Origin of the sequence: Desulfovibrio sp. SGI.230 (assembly GCF_050313065.1) — a bacterium.
Taxonomy (GTDB): Bacteria; Desulfobacterota; Desulfovibrionia; order Desulfovibrionales; family Desulfovibrionaceae; genus Desulfovibrio.
In genome coordinates this window covers 30922-53039 of sequence record NZ_JBNPKS010000001.1, presented here as the reverse complement: position 1 = coordinate 53039, position 22118 = coordinate 30922, and the positions used below count along the sequence as shown (strand labels likewise).

19 protein-coding genes, 2 other RNA genes and 1 pseudogene are annotated in these 22118 nt (G+C 57.7%); 10 read left to right on the top strand and 12 right to left on the bottom strand.

The window, feature by feature from the left end; all coding sequences use genetic code 11:
* Positions 1–49 precede the first annotated feature (49 nt).
* Both ACQRAG_RS00230 and ACQRAG_RS00225 read left to right on the top strand, forming a co-directional pair.
* Positions 50–113: hammerhead ribozyme type II (locus ACQRAG_RS00230), an RNA gene on the top strand.
* 8 nt (positions 114–121) lie between these two features.
* The gene (locus ACQRAG_RS00225) at positions 122–1114 is read left to right on the top strand and encodes a DNA cytosine methyltransferase (RefSeq protein WP_427803690.1); all 993 of its coding nucleotides are present in this window, start codon (positions 122–124) and stop codon (positions 1112–1114) included.
* Between the two features lie 68 nt (positions 1115–1182).
* Here the strand turns inward: ACQRAG_RS00225 and ACQRAG_RS00220 are convergent, their stop codons facing one another.
* Positions 1183–2256, bottom strand: coding sequence for a ParA family protein (locus ACQRAG_RS00220; protein WP_427803689.1), 1074 nt, complete (start codon positions 2254–2256; stop codon positions 1183–1185).
* Positions 2257–2583: 327 nt separating this feature from the next.
* Here ACQRAG_RS00220 and ACQRAG_RS00215 point away from each other — a divergent pair, with 327 nt between their 5' ends.
* From ACQRAG_RS00215 to ACQRAG_RS00205, 3 genes are all read left to right on the top strand, one after another.
* Positions 2584–2937, top strand: coding sequence for a phage antirepressor N-terminal domain-containing protein (locus tag ACQRAG_RS00215; RefSeq protein WP_427803688.1), 354 nt, complete (start codon positions 2584–2586; stop codon positions 2935–2937).
* A complete protein-coding gene (locus tag ACQRAG_RS00210) occupies positions 2883–3272 on the top strand; it encodes a phage antirepressor N-terminal domain-containing protein (RefSeq protein WP_427803687.1) in 390 nt (129 codons plus the stop codon). Before ACQRAG_RS00215 ends, ACQRAG_RS00210 begins: the two co-directional genes overlap by 55 nt.
* 144 nt (positions 3273–3416) lie before the next feature.
* Positions 3417–3638, top strand: coding sequence for a hypothetical protein (locus ACQRAG_RS00205; protein WP_427803686.1), 222 nt, complete (start codon positions 3417–3419; stop codon positions 3636–3638).
* A 64-nt stretch (positions 3639–3702) separates the two neighbouring features.
* On the opposite strand, the gene ACQRAG_RS00200 is transcribed toward ACQRAG_RS00205, so the two are convergent.
* A complete protein-coding gene (locus tag ACQRAG_RS00200; RefSeq protein WP_427803685.1) occupies positions 3703–4293 on the bottom strand; it encodes a DUF4760 domain-containing protein in 591 nt (196 codons plus the stop codon).
* A 366-nt stretch (positions 4294–4659) separates the two neighbouring features.
* Between ACQRAG_RS00200 and ACQRAG_RS00195 the strand changes: the two are divergent.
* Together ACQRAG_RS00195 and ACQRAG_RS00190 are read left to right on the top strand one after the other, a co-directional pair.
* Positions 4660–5628, top strand: a pseudogene (locus tag ACQRAG_RS00195) (phage antirepressor N-terminal domain-containing protein).
* A 99-nt stretch (positions 5629–5727) separates the two neighbouring features.
* Positions 5728–5970: a helix-turn-helix transcriptional regulator gene (locus ACQRAG_RS00190; RefSeq protein ID WP_427803684.1), complete on the top strand. Its 243-nt coding sequence runs from the start codon at positions 5728–5730 to the stop codon at positions 5968–5970.
* Here ACQRAG_RS00190 and ACQRAG_RS00185 read toward each other — a convergent pair.
* Entirely contained in the window at positions 5934–7148 is a 1215-nt protein-coding gene (locus ACQRAG_RS00185) for a tyrosine-type recombinase/integrase (protein WP_427803683.1), read from the bottom strand. The two genes, ACQRAG_RS00190 and ACQRAG_RS00185, sit on opposite strands and share 37 nt — an antisense overlap.
* Positions 7149–7344: 196 nt before the next feature.
* Positions 7345–7726: a transfer-messenger RNA gene (ssrA, locus tag ACQRAG_RS00180) on the bottom strand.
* A 149-nt stretch (positions 7727–7875) separates the two neighbouring features.
* On the opposite strand from ssrA, the gene ACQRAG_RS00175 reads away from it, so the two are divergent.
* Positions 7876–9213: a sodium-dependent transporter gene (locus tag ACQRAG_RS00175; protein ID WP_204674065.1), complete on the top strand. Its 1338-nt coding sequence runs from the start codon at positions 7876–7878 to the stop codon at positions 9211–9213.
* Positions 9214–9454: 241 nt separating this feature from the next.
* On the opposite strand, the gene aspA is transcribed toward ACQRAG_RS00175, so the two are convergent.
* Positions 9455–10849 (bottom strand): aspartate ammonia-lyase, encoded by a 1395-nt coding sequence (aspA, locus tag ACQRAG_RS00170; RefSeq protein WP_302261534.1) that lies wholly within the window; start codon positions 10847–10849, stop codon positions 9455–9457.
* Positions 10850–11036: 187 nt separating this feature from the next.
* On the opposite strand from aspA, the gene ACQRAG_RS00165 reads away from it, so the two are divergent.
* Entirely contained in the window at positions 11037–11549 is a 513-nt protein-coding gene (locus tag ACQRAG_RS00165; RefSeq protein WP_427803682.1) for a hypothetical protein, read from the top strand.
* Between the two features lie 300 nt (positions 11550–11849).
* Here ACQRAG_RS00165 and ACQRAG_RS00160 read toward each other — a convergent pair whose 3' ends face one another.
* The gene (locus tag ACQRAG_RS00160) at positions 11850–12542 is read right to left on the bottom strand and encodes a tellurite resistance TerB family protein (RefSeq protein WP_168936545.1); all 693 of its coding nucleotides are present in this window, start codon (positions 12540–12542) and stop codon (positions 11850–11852) included.
* Between the two features lie 368 nt (positions 12543–12910).
* Between ACQRAG_RS00160 and ACQRAG_RS00155 the strand changes: the two genes are divergently transcribed.
* A complete protein-coding gene (locus ACQRAG_RS00155; protein WP_168936508.1) occupies positions 12911–13099 on the top strand; it encodes a hypothetical protein in 189 nt (62 codons plus the stop codon).
* Positions 13100–13252: 153 nt separating this feature from the next.
* Here the strand turns inward: ACQRAG_RS00155 and ACQRAG_RS00150 are convergent, their stop codons facing one another.
* The 6 genes from ACQRAG_RS00150 to ACQRAG_RS00125 form a co-directional block, all read right to left on the bottom strand.
* The gene (locus ACQRAG_RS00150; protein ID WP_303740313.1) at positions 13253–14383 is read right to left on the bottom strand and encodes a double-cubane-cluster-containing anaerobic reductase; all 1131 of its coding nucleotides are present in this window, start codon (positions 14381–14383) and stop codon (positions 13253–13255) included.
* A 49-nt stretch (positions 14384–14432) separates the two neighbouring features.
* Positions 14433–15197, bottom strand: a complete 765-nt coding sequence (locus tag ACQRAG_RS00145; RefSeq protein ID WP_168936506.1) for an acyl-CoA dehydratase activase — start codon at positions 15195–15197, stop codon at positions 14433–14435.
* The gene (locus ACQRAG_RS00140; RefSeq protein WP_320855050.1) at positions 15188–15982 is read right to left on the bottom strand and encodes an ABC transporter ATP-binding protein; all 795 of its coding nucleotides are present in this window, start codon (positions 15980–15982) and stop codon (positions 15188–15190) included. The genes ACQRAG_RS00145 and ACQRAG_RS00140 overlap by 10 nt, the downstream gene beginning before the upstream one ends.
* Positions 15983–16000: 18 nt before the next feature.
* The gene (locus tag ACQRAG_RS00135; RefSeq protein ID WP_239465013.1) at positions 16001–16765 is read right to left on the bottom strand and encodes an ABC transporter permease; all 765 of its coding nucleotides are present in this window, start codon (positions 16763–16765) and stop codon (positions 16001–16003) included.
* 154 nt (positions 16766–16919) lie between these two features.
* Positions 16920–17993, bottom strand: a complete 1074-nt coding sequence (locus tag ACQRAG_RS00130; RefSeq protein WP_297160248.1) for an ABC transporter substrate-binding protein — start codon at positions 17991–17993, stop codon at positions 16920–16922.
* A gap of 509 nt (positions 17994–18502) precedes the next feature.
* Positions 18503–22060 (bottom strand): PEP/pyruvate-binding domain-containing protein, encoded by a 3558-nt coding sequence (locus tag ACQRAG_RS00125; RefSeq protein WP_168936077.1) that lies wholly within the window; start codon positions 22058–22060, stop codon positions 18503–18505.
* Positions 22061–22118: the final 58 nt, after the last annotated feature.

Sequence of the window (22118 nt, the reverse complement as noted above, 5' to 3'; positions counted from 1 at the left end):
AGCCCGTTTTTTGAGCAACAAACATCCTTGCTGCTCATCCATGTGACACAAGCGAAACGCCCCTTCTGGGCGTCGTCGTGGCATGGCGGCCACGGACTGATGAGCAGCCGGGGAAAAACGCATGAGCGCATATTATAACGAGATCGACCCGTTCGCTGCCCAGTGGCTGCGCGAGCTTATCAAGGCCGGGCATATCGCACCCGGCGAGGTCGATACAAGGAGCATAGAGAATGTCGCAGCAGATGATCTTGCCGGGTTTACCCAGTGCCATTTCTTTGCGGGCATCGGGACATGGTCATACGCCTTGCGCTGCGCAGGATGGCCGGATGACCGCCCCGTCTGGACAGGATCCTGTCCCTGCCAGCCTTTCAGCGCGGCAGGCAAAAGAAAAGGGACTGCTGACGAGCGGCACCTGTGGCCCTCCTTCTTTCGTCTCATCAGCCAGTGCCGCCCTGACGTCATTTTTGGCGAGCAGGTTGCAAGCCCTGACGGCCTTGCATGGCTCGACATTATATCGTCTGACCTGGAAGCAGCGCACTACGCCTGCGGGGCGGTCGATACCTGCGCTGCGGGCTTCGGTGCCCCGCACATCAGACAAAGGCTGTACTGGGTGGCCGACGCCGACGGGGAACAGTTACACCGGAGCTGGTTCCGGAAATCGGGAGGGAGGGCTGAATTTGCAGACGGCGGTGGAGTTATCGGGCTGGCCGACACCGCGTTCTGCGGAAGCGGGGCATTCTACGGGCAACCCGGCAAGGGCGTTCAACAGCAAAAGCCGACTGGAGGATATAGTTTTTCTGACGGGCTGGGTAACACCGTCGGCAAGAGGCTGGAAGGATACGCCGGGCATGGCGGCGGAGAGGCTGGACGGCAGAAACAGAACAGATCAACTTCCACGGCGGGCAGCAACGACGTACCCCTGCCGACTGACGGTTTCTGGCAAAATGCTGACTGGCTTCTGTGCCGGGATGGAAAGTGGCGGCCAGTTGAACCCGGCTCTTGCCCGCTGGCTCATGGGACTACCGCCAGAGTGGGACGACTGCGCGGCTATGGTAACGCCATCGTCGCGCCGCAGGCGGAAGTCTTTATAAGAGCGTTCATGGATATTCTGTAGCGAAACGCCAGAAAACAGGCCGTTGCCTTCGCATCGTGCGGGGCAGCGGCCTGTCGGGCAAGTAAAACTTATTCTGTCAAAGCTAGTATTTTATCACCAAGTTCATTAAACGTTTTTGCAAAATTATCTCGACTTTGTTGCATTGTATCCTGTGCAAAGCCAAAAACTTTTCCTGTATTATGAATATCATTATCTGTTAAAGCAAAAATTGGCTTAGAAAGTTGCTGGCTTATTGCAATGAGAGAGTTAAAATCAGATATGTAAGCCAAATCATAAGGCTCAAGGCCCGACCCCTCTAAAATATTTTTGATAGTCTCTTGTGATATTGTGCAGTTTATCTCAGTCAGCACTGGGATAAGCTTACTATTAATAGCTACACGAATTTTATCTATCCAAGCTTGAAAAGATGTTCCTGGCTTTCCATAACGAGGACGATATCGCTGTTGAATCACACCAAGAAATTGAGGATTATTACGGATAGGATATGTTCTTTTTTCAAATCTGTTATCCTCTATAAATCTTTCTATCTCTCTATGCCATTTTTTTATATTTTTTTCTAAAGAATTAACAGCCTGATAGCAGAAGAAATCTGGAGATGTAGGCACAATAAAATAATCACTTGACATCAAAATAACTTCATTCAAGCCACCAATTGTTGGACTTAGGTCATATATGACATAATCAATACCATTTTTATCAGCAATATCCTGCAAAATTTTTGGTAAATTACCAGGAATATTTCTAGTTGCTGGAACGCCTGCAGCGATTCGCAATGCTACACTGATCTGTGAATCGAGTTCAGAGACATCCAGATGACCTGAAAGTAAAAAAAGATTTGGGTTCCCAGTTTGATATAGGGAACCGTTCTCAGTACGATTAAACTCTTCAGGAGATGTCCCAGTAATAAGAGCAGTGACGACAGGTTTCATTGTCAAATTATCACGGCTAGCATAAAATTTTTCCATGTTTTCCTCTGTCGCAGCATCAAATCCCAAGACAAGTCCAGTCAAATTACATTGCGAATCGAGGTCAACGATAAGGACTTTTTTACCTTTATCGGCAAGAGTCCACCCAAGATTAAATGTCGTCGTTGTCTTACTGACGCCACCTTTATGATTAAAAAGACAAATACTTTTAGCCATATATTTCCCCTCACTGAGTTATTTTTATTATAGACAATGCCTCATAATTTTGTGTAATGCAATATCTCCCTTGACACCCGGCCGCCTTTTCGGGCAGCATGAAGGCACTACAAAACATCGGCAGTGTCCGCGCCACTGGCTCCCCAAACTACGCGCGCCCTGCCCGGCTTTCTGTGCTGGGTTTTCTTTTTTCAACTGTTAAGCTCTGCTTAACAGTTGTCTCCTTGCATATTTTGCCGGGTCGATAGCCTCTAATATAATACCCTTCGGGGGAATAAAGGCAGCGCCACCGATGGGCGTAGTTGAGGCCCGGCATTTCCTCAAGGGATGGCTTCTTACCATGCCCTAACCAAATGCCATACTACTAAACCATCGGAGGCCATCATGTGCCAGCTTTCTCCCGTCACCTTCCACGGCGACACCATTTTCTGCATCGACTACCAAAACCAGCCCTACACGCCCATGAAGCCCATCGTTGAAAATTTGGGCTTGGATTGGGCGACGCAGTTCCGAAAGCTCAAGAACAATGAGAGCAGATGGGGTATTGTCATCATGACAACAGCCATCAGAGGGACCGTCACGATGTTCGTGACGGTCCCTCTGATGGCGAACAGGAAATGCTCTGCATGCCCGTCCGCAAGCTGCCCTCCTACCTCAACAGCATCAACCCCAGGAAGGTAGCGCCGGAGCTGCGGGCAAAGATAGAGCTCTACCAGGCAGAAAGTGACGACGCCCTGTGGAACTACTGGATGCACGGCCGCGCCGAACGCCCGGCCCCGCAGACGGCGGAAGCCGCCATCACCCCTGACCAGCAATGTACGTTGCAGGCCATCGTCCGGGCAAGGGGGGAGGGCATCCCGGCAGAGCACCGCAGCAAGGGCCTGTATCCGCAGATTTGGTCGCGCTTCAACAGCCATTTCCGTCTGGGCAGCTACAAGCAGCTGCCCCAATGCCGCATGAGCGAGGCCGTGGCCTACCTCACCCGCATGGAGATAGCCCCGGCCCTGCCGCCGTAGCCGGAGCGCCTGCCCCTGTACCGCAACAGCTGCTTCTATCCGCCGCACCGCGACCGGAGACACGTCCCCGGCCCGCAGGAGGCCGCGCTGCTGGAGCTGTGGCAGGACTGGACCCGGCGCGAAGCCGGCCTCCGGCAAGAGTTCATGGCCATGCTGCGGGAACTGGACGCCCGCCGCGGTGACCTGTTCAGCTACGCCGTGTCCGACCTGGGCCGCAATGCGGATACCATGTTCAGCTCGCAGTGCCTGCTGGACAGCCTGTTCCAGAGCCGTACGGAAGCCGAGCAGCGTTTCCACCAGGCTCTGGAGGATGCAAGTCTGCACTTGCGCCTGAGCCTTAATGTGGCCGTGGCGCTGGGAAGATAGATAAGGAGAAGGGGCCCCGAAGGGGCCCCAAAGAGGTTCGAGCAGATCAAACAGTGAGAACTGCTTACATGTGACAGCTATCTGCGCCTTTTCGAGATGGACGTTTGCTTCCCAAGCGAAATGTCCTCCTTGAACGTCGCCGTGGCATGGAAATCCCATCCTGATGAATAGGTACGGATGGCCTTGTATTACTTATCCCTTTCCTTTTTTTTACTTCATTATAAAGCCATTCAAATTTATCTGCATATGTTTTATCATCATGATATTTTCTAACCTCTTCAATATATGGTTTTGCTCTGTCATATAAGCGTACAACACCAGATCCAGATGCAGTATCGAATACCCACATAGGTAAATATTTTTCCTTAGCAAGCAATCCCCAATGTTGGAAAAAATTTATAACAATATTTATTTCTTCTTCATCGAGTTTAATATTATTACCTGGCTTATAATTATATACATAGCGTCTTGCCCTGACCATTTCCTTATTTTCCATTATAGATAAGAAATCATGAACAGCCTTATATTTATTAGCTCTTATTGTTTGCAAAGAAAGCATAAAAGCTATTATAGCTCCCAATATTCCAACTATGGCTCCCAATATTCCAACTATAGAAGCATTCTTACCAAAAACAATCATTACTAAATCATTCATACGCTTCCCAACCTAACAGTTTATACAGCTAACAGAATCCCTAAGAGGGTTAGCATCTCCCTTGACACCCGGCCGCCTTTTCGGGCAGCATGAAGGCACTACTACTCTAGGCAGTGTCCGCGCCACTGGCTCCCCAAACTACGCGCGTCCTGCCCGGCTTTCTGTGCTGGGTTTTCTTTTTTCAACTGTTAAGCTCTGCTTAACGGTTGTCTCCTTGCATATTTTGCCGGGTTGATAGCCTCCAATATAAGACCCTTTGGGGGAATAAAGGCAGCGCTCCTAGAGGCGTAGTTGAGGCCCGGCATTTCCTTAAGGGGAGGGACAGTACCCCCAATCAATGCCTACTACTAAACTCTAGGAGGCACTATGTGCCAGCTTTCTCCCGTCACCTTCCACGGTGACACCATCTTCTGCATCGACTACCAGAACCAGCCCTATACGCCCATGCGCCCCATTGTGGAAAACATGGGGCTTGATTGGGGTTCACAAAGCGTGAAACTCAACGCAAACAAGGAACGCTGGACTGTTGCGATAATCGCAACGGTTGCCTAGGATGGCAGCGAGCGGGAAATGCTCTGCCTGCCCGTCCGCAAGCTCCCTGCCTACCTCAACAGCATCAACCCCAGAAAGGTACGGCCGGAGCTGCGGGCAAAGATAGAGCTCTACCAGGCCGAAAGCGACGACGCCCTGTGGAACTACTGGATGCACGGCCGCGCCGAACGCCCGGCCCCGCAGACGGCGGAAGCCGCCATCACCCCTGACCAGCAATGTACGTTGCAGGCCATCGTCCGGGCAAGGGTGGAGGGCATCCCGGCAGAACGCCGCAGCAAGGGCCTGTATCCGCAGATCTGGTCGCGCTTCAACAGCCATTTCCGTCTGGGCAGCTACAAGCAATTGCCCCAATGCCGCATGAGCGAGGCCGTGGCCTACCTCACCCGCATGGAAATAGCCCCGGCCCTGCCGCCGCAACCGGAGCGCCTGCCCCTGTACCGCAACGGCTGCTTCTACCCGCCGCACCGCGACCGGAGCCACGTCCCCGGCCCGCAGGAGGCCGCGCTGCTGGAGCTGTGGCAGGACTGGACCCGGCGCGAAGCCAGCCTCCGGCAAGAGTTCATGGCCATGCTGCGGGAACTGGACGCCCGCCGCGGCGATCTGTTCAGCCATGCCGTGTCCGACCTGGGCCGCAATGCCAACACCATGTTCAGCCCGCAGTGCCTGCTGGACAGCCTGTTCCAGAGCCGTACGGAAGCCGAGCAACGATTCCGCCAGGCATTGGATGATGCCAGCCTGCACTTGCGCCTGAGCCTCAATGTGGCCGTGGCGCTGGGAAGATAGAATCAATCGCACAACCGAGAACATGAAGAAAGGCCGTCCATTGGGCGGCCTTTCTTTATTGCCCCGGCGGCAACGAAAACCGAGACAAAGGAGACCCCTATGCCCTCTGAAAGTATCCTGCAGACCCCAAGGCTTCCCCCGGAAATCTGTGCGGACAGTGGCCGGATACTGCGAGCCCAGCAGGCCATGCAGTACCTCAACATCTCCAGGAACACCTTTTACCGCTACATCAAGCGCGGCATCATCCCGGCGCCGCGGTATCGGGGCCGCACCCCCTTCTGGAGGCTCGGAGACTTGCGGGGCGTCTATGCCAACCTTTCCGCCACCCCGGAAACAGACTGAGCCCTGGCCCTCAACTCATCCAGATAGTCCGCCCAGGCCTGCATCAGGCGACGGCGCTCCTTCATGTACTCTGCGCGGTTATAGATGGCCCGGATCTTGTCCCCTCCCGTGTGGGCAAGCTGGGCCTCTATAACATCGCCCCGAAAGCCCAGCTCATTCAGCAGCGTGGAAGCCATGGCCCGAAAACCATGGGCCGTCATCTGATCGCCGCTGTACCCCATCCGCCGCAGCGCCGACGTCACTCCGTTCTCGCTCAGGGGCCTGGAACGGGACACCCCAGGGAAGACATAGCGTCCGTCCCCGGTAAACTGGCGGATATCCTCAAGCACCAGCATGGCCTGCCGGGAAAGCGGCACGCGGTGCTCCTTCCGCATCTTCATCTTCTCTGCCGGGATGCGCCATTCCCGTGCCTCAAAATCCACCTCTCCCCACTCTGCGTGCCGGATCTCACCTGGCCGGCAGAAGGTCAGCGCGCTGAATTGCAGCGCAGCCCGTACCACCACCCCGCCTTTGTACTGATCCATGCACAAGAGCAACGCCCCCACTTCCGCAGGATCCGTGATCGCGGCCAGCTGCTTTCCCTGGTGTGGCACAAGCGCCCCGCGAAGATCACGGCTGGGATCCGATTCCAGCAAGCCGACAGCGACGCCATAGCGGAAGATCTGCCCACAGATACCCAGGACGCGCTGGGCGGTCTCGTAGGCACCCCGGGCTTCTATCTTGCGCAGCATGGCCAGGATCTCCGTTGGCCGTATGTCCGCGATGTCTTTCTTCCCTAGCACAGGATAGACGTTCAGTGCCAGACGCTCCCGGATCGTTTTGGCATGGCTCTCCGACCAGACGTTCTCCATGTTGTTGCGCCAGGCCTCTGCCACCTCCTGAAAGGTGCGACCAGGACACGTCGCTTCGGCCCTCGCTTTTTTGAGCTGCATGGGATCGTTTCCGGCTGCTATCTCCTGCCGGCACTGGTCGCGCTTCTCTCTGGCTTCTTTCAGGCTCACCTGAGGCCATGTACCCAAGGCCACCAGTTTTTCCTTTTTCTCGACACGGTACTTGAAGCGCCAATATTTTCCCCCTGTCGGACTGATCTGCAAATAGAGGCCCCCGCTATCATAATAGCGGGCCATCTTCGCGCCCGGCTTGATCGCCTTGATCTTCATCTCTGTGAGCTGCGCCATGCTTGCCTCCCGGGGATATCTTTGGGGTACATCTAGGGGTACCTGTTTGGGGATTGATAAATATACCCCAAAATGTACCCCCAGATAAAGTGTGCTGCTATGACACAAACAGGGACAGCAAGGGACTGTAACCCCGCGAAAAGAGAAGGCCCACGGTGTCTTTTGGTACACCGTGGGCCTCTGGGACATGCGCTGATGGTGGAGGCGGGGGGAGTCGAACCCCCGTCCGAGAACATTCCACGCAAAGCGTCTACAGGTTTAGGTCAGGAACAAATTTCACCACCCTGCTCGCCCCTGACCGGGCACAGAGCAGCAATCCCGCCGGTACAGATCTCGTGGAAACTCCCGGCAGGCGCCAAGCTCCACCAGCCTGATGCGATGTCGCCAGCCGGACGTATCAGGCGTCGGCCCGTCTGACGTGACCATCAAATGTGGTCAGGTGCCTCGCTGTTTTTAGGCAGCGTAAGCGTAGTCGTAATCGTTGTTGGCAATTACTTTTGTGCCGCTTTTTACGAGGCCAGCGGCGCCTCGACCTGCAACTTTGGTTTCCACATCCCCGTCGAAACCAATGCGCCCCCAATTGGGAATTACTACTATAGATAATACTGCCTGCTTTGACAAGCTGTTTTTTTATGGCCCGTGTACGACAGGTGAAGAGGTTGCACAAAAAAACTCCAGACGCTACAACCGCCCTTCTGGAATATGTTTCAACCCGTACGGAGGATGCATGGCTTCTGCCACTCGAGATCATTTTTCTTCACGGCTGGGTGTCCTGGCGGCAACGCTGGGCTCTGCCGTCGGGCTCGGTAATATCTGGAAGTTTCCCTCACTGGTTGGCCAGAACGGCGGTGCATCGTTCCTTGTGGTCTATCTGCTGGCATCGCTCTGCATCGGGCTGCCGCTGATGATATCGGACCTCAGCCTCGGCCGGGCCGGACGCAGCAACGTCATCAGCATTTTCCAGAAGCTGGCCCCCCGCACCGGCTGGTGGCTGATAGGCCTTTCAGCCATCATCAGCTGCCTGCTGATCCTGGGCTTCTATTCCGACGTGGCAGGCTGGGTCTTTGCCTATATCTTCAAATCCGCCACGGGCGCCGTCTCGTCCACGGATCCGGCCGTAGCCCAGGCCAGTTTTTCCTCTTTGCTGAATGATGGGCCGGTGTCCCTGTTCTGGCAATGGCTCGTCCTGCTGCTGACGGGGGGCATCATCATGCGCGGTGCCTCGGCCGGTATCGAAAAAGTGACGCGTATCCTGATGCCTGTCCTTTTCCTGCTGCTGGTGGGGGTCTGCATCCGCAGCCTGACCCTGCCGGGGGCCTCCGAAGGCTTGCGCTTTCTGTTCATGCCCCAGTGGGAACGGGTGGACGCTTCCGTCATCATGATGGCCATGGGGCTGGCCTTTTTTAAAATGTCCCTCGGCATGGGCTGCATGCTGACCTACGGCAGCTACTTCAAGGAAGACGTCAATATCCCGCTCATGGCCACCCGCGTCATGATCTGCGACCTGCTGGTCTCCCTGCTGGCCGGCATCGCCATCTTCCCCGCTGTGTTCAGCTTCGGCTTCCAGCCCGCGGAAGGGCCTGCCCTGCTCTTCCTGACCATACCCGCCGTCTTCGCTTCCATGCCGGGCGGGACCTTTTTTGCAACGCTCTTCTTCATCCTGTCTGCCATCGCCTCCACCGGAGCCATCCTTTCCTTGCTGGAAGTCCCGGTGGCCTGGCTCTCCGAACGCTTTTCCCTGCCGCGGACCAAGGCGGTGCCCATCCTGCTGGCCGGGCTCGTCCTGCTGGGCCTGCCGGCAACCCTTTCCACCGGTCCTGCATTGCAGGATGTAAAGCTGTTCGGCCTGACGTTCTTCGACCTGTACGATGCGTTATCGTCCACCATTTTGATGCCGCTCAGCGGCATCGTGACGAGTCTGTTCGTGGGCTATTTCTGGAAAAAAGAGCATATGCTCGCGGCTCTGGGGGGCGGTATGCCGGCCAGACTGGTACGTACCCTGTGCCGCACGGTGACGCCTGTGCTCATCACCCTGGTGCTGCTGCATGGTTTGGGCATCATCTAGGGCCAAGGACAGAACAACCGGTAACCGCATAGAACAGTTGAAGCGAGCCATCCCCTCCTGGATATGGTCTTCTCCGGTACCCCGTGCCGACAACAGACCAGGATAAACCGCCTCTGCCCCGCCATCGAAAATAAAGAAAGCCCGGCGTTTACGTCGGGCTTTCGTGTTCTCTCACCAATGTCTTTTCTGTCTTGCCGGTGTCGATACGATCCGGCCCGGCAAGCCGAAGTTTATTAAAGTATCACTTTAAAAATGGATGGATCATATTTTCCGGGAGCAGCAGCTCATCCAGTTCTTCCCGGGTAAGCAGCTGTTTTTCAAGAACAAGATCCATGACGGAACGCCCGCTTTCCAGGGCTTCCTTGGCGATGCTCGCTGAGGTTTCATACCCAAGGCGGGTATTCAGCGCCGTAACGATCCCGATGCTGTTCTCCACCAGCTGCCGGCAGCGGTCAGCATTGGCCGTGATCCCTGCAACACAGCGTTCCTGCAGGGTACTGAAGGCCCGGGCCAGCCTGCGGATCCCCGTAAAAAGCGTGAAAGCGATGATGGGTTCCATCACGTTCAGCTCCAGCTGCCCGGCCTCGGCGGCCAGGGTGATGGTCACGTCCTTGCCGATGATGTCGAAAGCGACCTGATTGACAACCTCGGGGATCACGGGGTTGACCTTGCCCGGCATGATGGAGGATCCCGGCTGCATCCGCGGCAGGTTTATCTCATGGAAGCCCGTACGCGGGCCGGAAGACAGCAGACGCAAGTCATTGCAAATCTTTGAGATCTTGACAGCTGTCCTCTTCAGGACGCCGGATGTCTGCACATAGGCGCCGGTATCCCACGTCGCTTCCACCAGATTGGTGGAGAGCCGAACGGGGATGTCACTGATCTCGGCCAGGCGCGCGACCACGAGCTGCGCATAGCCCTGGGGAGAATTGATGCCTGTCCCGATGGCCGTGGCCCCCAGATTGACTTCCAGCAACAACTTCTGCGCCTCATGGATGCGCTGGATATCCTCCCCTATGGTCGTGGCATAGCTGCCGAATTCCTGCCCCAGGGTCATGGGCACAGCATCCTGGAGCTGTGTGCGTCCCATCTTGACGATATGGGAGAACTCCACGCTCTTGGCCGCAAAGCCCTTCTGCAGAGGGATCATATGCTCCACAAGGTAGTCCAGCAGCCGGAAAAGGGCCAGCCGCAAGGCCGTGGGATAGACGTCGTTGGTCGACTGCGAGCAATTGACGTGGTTGTTGGGGTGGCAATAGGTATAGGCCCCCTTGGGATGCCCCATGATCTCCAGCGCCAGATTGGCGATGACCTCGTTGGCATTCATGTTCGTGGACGTCCCCGCCCCGCCCTGGATGCAGTCCACAGGGAACTGGTCGAGCATGTTTCCGGCCAGGATACGGTCACAGGCGGCGCAAATGGCGATGCCGATATCCCGGGGCAGTACCTGCAATTCCATATTGGCCAGGGCACAGGCTTTTTTGACGCAGGCCAGGGCCCAGATCATTTCCGGAAACTGGGAAAGCGGCGTTCCGGAGATATGGAAATTGTTCATGGCCCGCAAGGTCTGCACGCCATAGTAAACCGAATCATCTATGGTCAATTCACCCAGAAAATCATGCTCCAGCCGACTCATGGGACCTCCTGTGGCTATGCCGAAAAAGACAACGCCTGAACAGCGCGGATAACGGAACCCTGTTGCCAAGCGTACCGGGATGCCGGAGCAAAGTCCACTACTCCCCTGCCCGCAGCTCTTGCCAGCGGCGGCAACGCGCTGTAGGTTCGCCAGAGAAGATTCCCTCGAAGATACAGGAGATAGCAGCATGATATTCTTTTGCAGAAAGACTTCCACGGCCGACGGCAGGACGCGCTGGTCCGTGTGTGTACCGACCCTGATGGGCTTCACCACCATCGCCTGGTTCTACTCGGAAGATCTGGCGGACAACTTCATCCGTCATCTGGAAAGCAATGAAGAGGATCGCCGCCTGGCCAGCCTTGATGCCTGGCGCGAATTCCAGTTCCGCCTGGACTTCATCTGGAGTGAAAAGCTCCAGCAGGACCGGGGTTTGCTGGAAAACCACTGGCAGGATATCCAGAAAGTTCTGGAAGCATACAATCGGCGCATCCATGAGCTGCTGCGCGATACGGCCAGTTATCACAGCGAAGCCTTCACGGCCATCTGGAACGAAAGCTTCCAGGAGCTGGGGGCCATCCCCGGCCTGGAAAAGCTGGCCCAGACCCTGCATCAGCAAAGCCGTGTCCTCCACAGCCTCAAGACGGAGATCACGGCCCGGGTCCAGCAGGTCATGCCGGCAACGTCCCAGCGCCTGAACTGATCCCTCCTTTTACGCAAAAGGGCACACCTTGGGTGTGCCCTTTTTTATTTATCGGCGAAAAATACATCGCGCAAAATTGAGATTTAAGGCATTAAAAAAAATTTTTTGACCCGTGATTCATAAAAACAACTTTTTCGCTCTCAGGGGAAATATGCGCCATTTCCTATTTTATTGGCGATATCGACCTTTTCCACGTCCCCCAATTTGCCGCAGCCAGGTCACTGGAATGCTCCAAAAGGTACTATGACCGAAAAAGGCCACCCGCAAGGGTGGCCTTTGGTTAACCCGGGCTAAAAAATGCTATCCGGCATGCGCGGCCAGCTGGGCCTTGGCCTGACGAGCCTCTTCCTCCAGCTGTCCCTTGCGAGCTTCGGAGATCTTCAGGGCCGCGGCAAGCGCATCAAGGTAACTGCGTTCCATAAAGTGGTCGATATCCACGATCATACACGACAGACGGTACAGGTCTTCCCCCTGCTCTGCGGACCGGATCTCCGCGGCCAGAGCCGCAGGATCGATGGGGGCATTCAGCAGCTGACCCAAGAGGGCATTGGTGTCCTGACCGGGAGCCATCTGTGCGACGACCTTGCTGATACGATCCTGTTCCGTCGCATCGATATGTCCATCCGCCCGCGCGGCGAACACCATGGCGCGCAGCAGGAGCCGGGCCGTAGGATCCAGCTCGGCAGGGGCCACAGCCGCCACCGGCTGCTGGACAGGAGCCGGTTCCGCAGGCTGGCTCTCTTTCTGGGACTGCGACCATTTCTGGTAAAAATTCCAGGCTACTGCGCCCGCACCGACCAGAGCGGCATTCTGCAACGCGCCTTTGGACATGAAGGAGCCCAGCAGCGCCCCCAGGGCACCGGCACCCACCAGGCCGCCAACGCCGCCGGGAGCAGCCTTGGTCAGACCGGATGCCTGTTCTTTGGCCGTATCCATAAGAGAGCCAAGCGTTTCACCAATGTTCTTTTTATTGAAGATGTCGAAAAGGGACATATGAACCTCTCATGTTGTTGTCTGGCACAGGGGGATTTTCCATATATTCCCCTGTGCGTGAACAGCGTGTGTCAGAGTACAGATAGGGTCATGCCGCTATAAGTCAAGAGGATAGCCTTCGGGCTGCTTGCCGGTGGCCCTTGCTTTTTCCCTCACAGCCAATCTTCATTGCAAAAAACATGCTTCCACTATGTCATGGGCAGCGGAGCCACGATCGCACGACCATGCCTCACCATGCCCCGCTTCTGCTTTCATACTTTTCAGGGGTACATCCAATCGTCACACAACGGACATGCTCGCGTTCCCGTTTTTGCCTAGTGTGATTTCTGCAAAGGCAAGGCTTTCTTTTCACTTCAAGGAGAAAGATCATGACCAAAAGAAAACAGCCCCCCATCGAATGCCGCTTGCGCCCCAATTATACGAAAAAATGCATCGCCTGTGGGCACGGCCCGGTAGTCGATGTCTATACGAGAGACGGCCATTTCGTGAACAGCACATCCATGTGCGGTGCATGCAGCTTCGGCAAGGAAAAATACGCCGATCCTGAAAACTGGTAGCTGATTCTGCCGGAATTCCCCAATTCCTTCCTTCCCCTCAGAATGAAAGATGCCATGGCATATGCTGCCATAGCATCTTTCGTTTGTTCCTAAAAAATAAAACTCAATAATTATAGCATATTACTATGCGACGGACGAGCTGTGGAAAATGCCTCAGGCCAGCATCTCCAGGAAGGCTTCCAGCCGGACCTTGAGCTGCTCCGTATCCGTACCTGAATAATCCGTCACCACCTGCAGGAAAGGCAAGCCCAGCTCTTCGCGCACGAATTTTTTGACGCTCCAGGACTCGACATCATACGGCTGGCAGCCCTGCCATGTCAGATCGACCACGGCATCCACGGCAAAATCCCGGGCCAGATCCTTCAGGATGCTGTAGCGGTGGGGGTTGGGAGACATGACGGCGCAGTGCATGTCCAGATAGCGGCGGGCCAGGATGTCCAGGGCATCCCCCTCTTCTTCCATGTTCAGCAGGACTTTCTTGTAACAGGTGCAGTTATCGATACAGACCACGCTGGCACCGCATTCTTCCAGCAATTGCACGACTTTGTGCGACCCCATACCCGTGGGGACGCCTGTCAGCAGGATACGGGGAGCATCTGGAGCCACAGCCGCCGGGGCGTCCTGCAATTCCGCGTGGATGGCCTCCAGCAAGCGGATGGCCTGTTCATAGTCCGGCATGAACGAGGCCCGAAAACAGATGTCCAGCAGATCGAGACCCCGCAGGGGCGACGGACGCCGGCGGGCCAGATCCAGCACCTTTTTCAGGGCCTGACGCAAGCGGGACGTCAGATCCATGGCAGCCCGCAGCTTCTCTTCCGTTATCCGGACGCCAAAGTCCTCTTCCAGACGGGCTACCAGCAAGGCGTACTGCTCCCGCCAGTAGGCATGAGCGCGTTCATCCTGGATCTGCGGAAGCTGCAGGACCATCACGGGCTTATAGGCAGCCAGGAGTTCATACATCTTTTTCTTGCCATCACAGGTGGCATCCGCCACCACGATGTCAGAAGCCGCCAGATAGGGGCAGCTGTCCTGCAGGGCAAAGCCGAAGCTGCTCTTGATCAGGGGACACAGACAGCGCGGCAGCACCTCTTCCGCCACAGGGATGGAGTCCTGCTTCGTACCGCACAACGAGACCGGTACGGCACCCGCCGCAAGGGCGATCTCCAGCGGGGAATAGATGCAGAACTGCCCCACCACCTTGCGACCTTTTTCCCTGGCTTCCTGCAGGGCCAGCACGTTACGGCTGGTCACATCCCGAAAATGTTCAAGACTTGCGTATGTCATCTTTATTCTCCCATGCGCTCCGGACCGTGCCGGTGGCGTCGTTGCGTTATCAGCGGGCCGCCACAAGGGCCGCGCCCAAAGCTCCCACGGTCTGGGGATCGTCAGGGACATTGACCGGTACTCCCAGCTCCGCCGCAAGCAATCCGCTGAATGCCGGACTGGTAGCCAGCCCACCGGTAAAGGTGCACTCTCCCTTCAGCGGGATACGTGCTGCCAGCCCCCGCATACGGCGTGCGATGGACAGGTATACCCCCGCAGCGATGTCGGCCGGGGCCGTCCCCTGCGCCAGCAGCCCGATGATCTCTGTCTCCGCAAATACAGCGCACATGCTGGAGATGGATACGGGTTTGCCGGTGGCGGCGGCCTGCCCCAGCTCCGGCAGCTCCATGCCCAGGATACCGGACAAGACCTGCAAAAAACGTCCTGTCCCGGCCGCACATTTGTCATTCATGACAAAATCCTGCACAGCACCGTCTTCCACCGCGATGACCTTGCTGTCCTGTCCGCCTATGTCCAGCACCACGCCTGTGGCAGGAAACAGCCAGGAGGCACCGCGCGCATGGCAGGAGATCTCGGTCACGACCTTGTCGGCAAAGGGCAAGGCCACGCGGCCATAACCCGTGCCGACCACACGCCGCAGGCCCGCCGGCTCCACTCCCGCGGCACGGCAGGCGGCCTGCAGCACCTGTTCCCCGGCTTCACGGCTGTTCCAGCCGGTGGGCAGAACGGCCCGCCCAAGAACGATCTTTTTTTCCTCGTCCAGCACTACGGCCTTGGCGGCCACAGAACCCACATCCACTCCAGCTACCGGCATGGACAGCCTCCCGCATCATTTTTCCGCTCATCGCGCCCGGTCCCGGCACTTGTATCCAGCATTTCCAGGATGGAAGCCGTCAGGCGCGCATATTCAGGATCCCCACGGTGGCGGGGCCGGGGGATGTCCACCGGCACGACAGCGCGGACCGTTCCCGGGCGCGCCGACATGACCACGACCCTGTCAGCCAGATATACGGCCTCGTCCACCCCGTGGGTCACGAAAAGGATGGTGGTCTTGTGATGCTGCCAGATGCGCAGCAGCTCCCGTTGCAGCAGGATACGGGTATGCGCATCCAGCGCCCCGAACGGTTCATCCATCAGCAGCACGTCAGGCCTGTTGGCCAGGGCCCGCGCTATGGCCACGCGCTGCCGCATGCCGCCGGAAAGTTCATGGGGCATGGCCCGGGCAAAAGCGGCCAGATCCACCAGCTCCAGATATTCGCGCGCCACCTTGCGGCGCTCTTCGCGGCCTTTTCCGGCAAATTCAAGGCCCAGAGCCACATTGTCTTCCACCGTGCGCCAGGGCAACAGGGAATATTCCTGGAACACCATGCCCACCTCACGGCGCGGTGTCTTCACCGGCTGGCCCCGGTACAGGATCTCGCCTTCACTGACAGGTTCAAGCCCGGCAGCCATGCGCAAAAACGTCGATTTGCCGCAACCGCTGGGCCCCACGATGCAGATGAATTCATTCTCCCGCACATCCAGATCCAGTCCTTTCAGGGCCAGCACTTCACCTTCACGCAGGCGAAAGCGCTTGCGCACCTTTCGGGCAGAAAGCACACTCTCCGTCATACGCGCCTACCGGGAAAACTGTTTCCACGCATACTTGCGTCGCTCTATCCACTGAAAAGCCATATCCAGCAAGGCTCCCACCACACTGATGCTGATCATGCCGGCAATGACCACGTCCGTACGTCCCACGGTATAGGCATGTGTGATCAGATAGCCCACTCCGGAAAGGCTGCCGGGCAGCATCTCCGCGGAGACCAAGCACATCCACGCCACCCCGAGACCTATGCGCAGGCCATTGACGATGGACGGAGCCGCGGCGGGCAGCAGGATCTTGGTGAAGATGTCCCGCTCGGACGCCCCCAGAACCCGGGCCGAATCCACCAGCGTGCGGTTGACCGTCTGCACACCATGCACGGCGCTGGTCAGGATAGGGAACAGCGCGCCGATGAAGATGATGAACAGCATGGATATCTTCAAGTTATTAAGATAATAATATAATTCGCTTCGCGGCAGGCCCATGGCCGTTGCCAGGCTGCTGACGCCGAACCAGGCCAGCACCAGCGGTACCCAGGCCAGAGGCGGGATGGGGCGGAACATGCCCAGAAAAAGATTGAGCAGGCGATGCAGACCGGCATAATAGCCCATGGCCACCCCCAAAGGCACTCCCAGCAGCACGGCTGCCGCATACCCGCAGAGGACGCGCACCAGACTGATGCCGATATTGCCTGCCAGCGTGCCCATGGCGATGACATTGTCCAGCGGGTGCGCCAGCAGGGCCCCGATCTCCTCCAGCGGAGGAAGGATCAGGCTGTTGCCCACCAGCGTCGCCATAGATTCCCATACGATAAAGAAGAGCACAGGCACCAGAAGAGGTGCCGCCCAAAAGATGATTCGTCCCGGCATAGTCGACCTGCAAGCAATGAGTGGCCTGCGGCAGAGGCTCATCCCCTGCCGCAGGAAAAGGAACGCGGTTACAGAGATCCGGCTATTTTCCGGTATCAAGGAACGAATCGTTGATCAGCAGGGGGCGGGCCTGCTCCATGGTCTTGTGGCGCAGGCTGCCGCTGAACTTGTTCATGCTGTCCAGGATACGCAGATAGGTATCCGCGCCGCGCAGCCAGCTGTCATTGAAGCTTCCCAGGAACACAAGGCTGGACTTGCGCCCGGCCTCGGGCGGCAGACCGATCCACTGGGCGGCGATCTCACCGGCCTGCTGGGGATGGGCATTGCACCAGGCCCCCACGCGGGAGATCAGGGCCACGAAAGCCCGGACAACTTCAGGATGCTTGGCGATCATTTCTTCAGAGGCCACGCCCACACAGCAAGGGAAGTTGGCCCACTGCCCGGCGGGAGGCAGTTCGCCCAGATTGACCAGCACCTTGCCGATGCCGCGCGTCTGGGCCACTTCGGGGAAGGGCGAAGGACCGACAACAGCTTCCACCTGCCCGGCGGTCAGGGAGGCCAGCAGGTTACTGGTCTCTTTCAGGTCCACCAGCAGGACATCCGCCTTGCTGTCCGAAGGATCAAGCGTCACCTTGAGCCCGGCTTTGACCAGCGCGCCTTCCAGCACGATCTTGGGGGCACTGGTAGGCGAATGGAAGCCGATCTTAACGGGCTCCTTGCTGTCCTTCACCCGCTGCAGCAGGCTTTCCCAGCTGGTCAGAGAAGAATCTTTGGGCACCACCAGCGCCATGCCTTCCGTCTGCAGCGGGCAGACGATCTTCATGGGCGTCCCCTTGTCGATGCCAGCCATGATAGCCGTGATGGAGGCGATGCCCATATCCAGATGCTTCTGGGCAAAAAGCGTGGCGGTCTCGGAACCGCTCTTGGCCACGACCAGATCGAGGATGGCAATGGGCTTACCGTCCTTGATGAGCTCGTAGCTTTCGCGTTCCACAAGAGGTTTCAGATAGACGCCCAGATCGCGGAAGGCCTCACCGCGTGAAGCTGCGACCTGGAATGGGGAATGGTGGGTGGTGAAGATGAAACCAGTCTTGAAGGCCGGCAGTTCAGCGGCAACAGACATGGAACACAGACCCAGCACAGCGATGCCGGCCAAAGCCAGCCTGCGAAGGGTGGACGGAACGAACATGGGCAACCCCCTTTTTGTGATGATGCGACCACCGTGGTCGCAAAACGGCAGGCCATCCTGCCGTTGGGCACAAAAAAACCGCGCGAGACTGCGCGGAAGTGATGGGGTGTTGCGAGCTTGCCCGGAGAAAGGCGACGGAAAACAGGCGTCAGCAAACCGTCTGCGGCGACAAGGACATACAGCCCCACCACAGACAGCGTCAGGTCAGACCAGACAGAAGCATGCGCCAACTATCCATATTCTCTCCAGAAATACTACACCATATATATTTTGAGCATACGAAGGAAGGAATACAAAGTAAAGTACCCTCCCCTGTTCTCTTGAAAGTTTTTCCAAAACAACCAGCTATGAGACCTTTCCCTGTCGCCGGAAGGATCAAGACAGTCCTGAAAGAAAAAAGGGGGCGCTTTGGGCGCCCCCTTTATCGTCAACGTATCCGCGAACTGGCTCAGAACCGACTCGCGAACCGGTACGGGTTAGAACTTGATTTTGCGGTATTCTTCCAGGGCAGCAGCCTGCTCTTCGAAGGAAGCGAAGCCGGCCTGATGCAGGGCGTCTTCCACCGTGCTGCTCCAATCCCAGGTCGCGTAGATGACGGGCTTGTGGAACATGGAGCGGAAGCTTTCCAGCTCGGTGCGGTAGAAGGATTCCTTGGGGGTATCCAGATGCTCACGCAGCTGCTCGTGACGACGCTGCAGCTCGCCTTCGTACCATTCCTGGATATCCTGGGGCAGCGTGTACTTCTTCAGAATGTGGCCGTAACCGGCCTCTTCCATCAGCTTGGCAAGACGCTGATGATGCTGCTTGCCCAGCCATTCGCCCAGCTTGGACGTGGGGATGTTCTCGGCTTCCACAGCGGCGATGTCGAACACGGTCTGGAAGTAGGTATCCGGCACCACCGAAGCGGAGACGATACCGGCGATGGCCACCAGGCCGCGCAGGATCACACTGTTGGAGATACCCTGACCGCAGAAGCCCACCTTCTTGCCGTACTTCTGGCCGGTGAAGATGCTGACCAGGATGGCCCAGACCACGGCGGGATCTTCTTCGTCGTAGATGTGGCCCAGACGCGCGTTGTCGCGGTCCGTGGCCAGCACCATCTGGGTCATGTCGTTGGAACCGATGGAGAATCCGTCGAATTCCTGGATGAACTGCTTGGCCAGGATGGCGTTGGAGGGGATTTCCGACATCTGGATGATGCGCAGGCCGTCCTGACCGCTGGTCAGCTTGTGCACCTGGCTCAGGTAGGTCCGCATGGAGCGGGCTTCTTCCAGGGTACGCACGAAAGGCAGCATCATCTGCAGGTTGGAACCGCCGTACACGCCGCGGGCCAGCTTGAAGGCTTCGATTTCCCAGTCGTGGATATTGCGGGACACACCGCGGTAACCCAGCATGGGGTTGTCTTCGTGATGTTCGAAGAGGTTGCCGCCCAGCAGGTTGCGGTATTCGTTGCTCTTGAAGTCCGTGGTACGGTACACGATGGTCTTGCCGTAGAAGGCCATGGCAAACAGGGCCAGGTTCTGGGCCAGCGTCTGCACATAGTGTTCCTTACCGGTGCGGAAGCCGCGGGACTTGATGATGGCGCGAATCTTTTCGGGCAGAGCGCGCACATCGTCCATTTCCTTCTTCAGGCCGCCACGCAGGCTCACTTCTTCACGCAGACGGGCAATGTTGCCCAGCAGAGAAGTCACCACGGGCAGATCCTTGATGCGCTTCACATGCTCTTCCACCGAGGCTTCGATCTCGGCGATGCGCTTGGCCGATTCGGGATCGGAGGGCGAAAGCAGGGCCAGCTCGTCGTCGTAGCCCATGATGATGCGCACATGATCGGCCAGATCCACGGAGGTCTTGAGGATCTCCAGGCGGCGGGAAGCCATTTCCATATGCTGGTCGATCTTGTGGTCGAGCTCACGCATCTTGCGGTGCTGCAGCAGCACTTCTTCGGCACTGAGGCTGCGGTCGGCGTCCACCAGAGCGGAGACTTCGGCATTGAGGCCGGTCACTTCGCCCACGTATTCACGCAGGTTGAAGTTGAACACGATGAGGCCGGCAGCCATCTGCTCGCGCAGGACCTTGGAAAGGTTGTCTTCCAGTTCCTTGAGCTTGCCCTGCACCACGTCTTCCAGTTCGCCGTTATCGAAGGCTTCCAGAGCCTGGGGATGGATGCTGATGTTGCCCAGCATGAACTCGGCACGCAGCAGACCCACTTCGAACTGCGGGAACTCGCGCAGACGGGAGAGGAACAGGGCCTGGCCCACGTCCGCCAGCACCAGGCCGACCTTGGTCTTGGTGGTGGGCAGTTTGGCCACGTCCATTTCGCCGCCCACTTCGCGCAGAGGCAGTAGACCGCGATACACCCGGCCGCGGGTACCGTCGACGGTCACTTCCACGCCATCCAGGGCGCGCAGCACGTCCAGGCGCTGGATGCCGATGACGGCGGCGATGCCCAGTTCACGCGAGGTGATGGCGGCGTGGCTGGTATCGCCACCCACGTCGGCCATGATGGCGGAGGCCACACGCATGCCGGGCACCATGTCGGGGTCGGTGCGCTCGGCGGCCAGCACGTCGCCCTTGGCGACCTTGTTCAGTTCCAGAGCCGAACGCAGGAAGCGCACGGTACCGTGACCGGCACCGCGGGAGGCACCATTGCCTTCCACCAGCACTTCGGCATTGGCGGCAGCCTTGGCGTCCACTTCGCGACGGCGCATGAAGATGGTGGTGGGATGCAGCTCCAGCTCTTCGTTCCAGCGGGTCTCGGGGCGGGCCTGCACGAACCACAGTTTGTCGTTGGCGTCGATACAGAATTCCGTATCCATGATCATGCCGCCGTAAGCCTTGCTCACGGCACGCACGCCCTTGGCCACACGCTCGGCCTGGCTCAGCGACAGGGCCCAGCGCAGGGCTTCCAGTTCAGGCACGGCCACTTCACGGGTACCACCGCGTTCGTCATAGACGATCTTCATGTCCTTGCAGCCCATCTGGCGGATGACGACTTCACTGCCGTCATCGCGCTGGAAGACATAAAGCTTGTCGGGGGTCACCTTGCCGCCCACCACAGCTTCGCCCAGACCGTAGCTGGTATCGATGCTGACCAGGTCCTTACGGGCCGTGCCGCGGCAACCGGTGGACGTATCGGCCGAGAAGGCCGTACCGGAGATCACGGGGTTGATCATCTGCATCATGCAGACGGAAAGCGAGGTGTTCTCGATGGCCCATTCCTGCTTGGCGTTGATGGCGATGGCTTCATCGCCGGTCTCTTCAGCGCGGGCAATAGCATCGAGGATGGCCTCGCGGCGATAGGTCATGGAGCGCAGGTTGTACGCGGAAGCACAGTCCCAATGGTAGGCTTCCACGACCTTGGCCGGGCCCACCATGTTGAGGTAGGTGTCCTGCAGACCGGCAAAGGCTTTCTTGCGGGAGTCTTCACCGGCAGCCGAGGAACGCACGGCCACGGGGGTCATGTCGTCGCCGTTCTCGTTGCAAATGGAGAGGTAGGCACCGCGCACGGCCTCATCCACATCCTGGGGAAGATCCACGGACAGGATGGCGGCCTGCACCATGACAGAGCGTTTGCGCAGCTGGTCGATACCTTCGGGAGAGGTAGCAAAGCCTTCCACGATGGTATTGATGAAGGTGCGCAGTTTGGTGTGGGACTGGTCCCCTTCCGCAGCGGCAGCGTCATGGATCTGCTTGCCGAGCTGGCGGACGAACTTCTGCAGGAAGTCGGGGTCCTGGTTGATTTCGGGATCATTCCAGTCGATACGGCCGTACTCGCGGTCGACGACCGCGCGAACGATACGCCCGGTAACCTTGGTCTCATCCAGCACCCTGTGGAAGGCGAGCGAAGAGATGGCGCGGAAATAAGGCGCCTGGATACCTTCGATCTGGCTGATGAGGGCCGTGTTGTAGTTCTTGCCACCCACAAGCAGCTCGGCTTCTTCGCCGATCGCCACGATGTCGGCGCCGGTCAGCACCAACTTTTTGCGGATAGCTTCCGGGGATTCCTCTTTCTTAGTGGCAGCCGTTTTGGCCATGACTTCCTCCGTTATACCAGGAAAGAAAGCTTTTGATTGCAATCATCATACCCTAGCA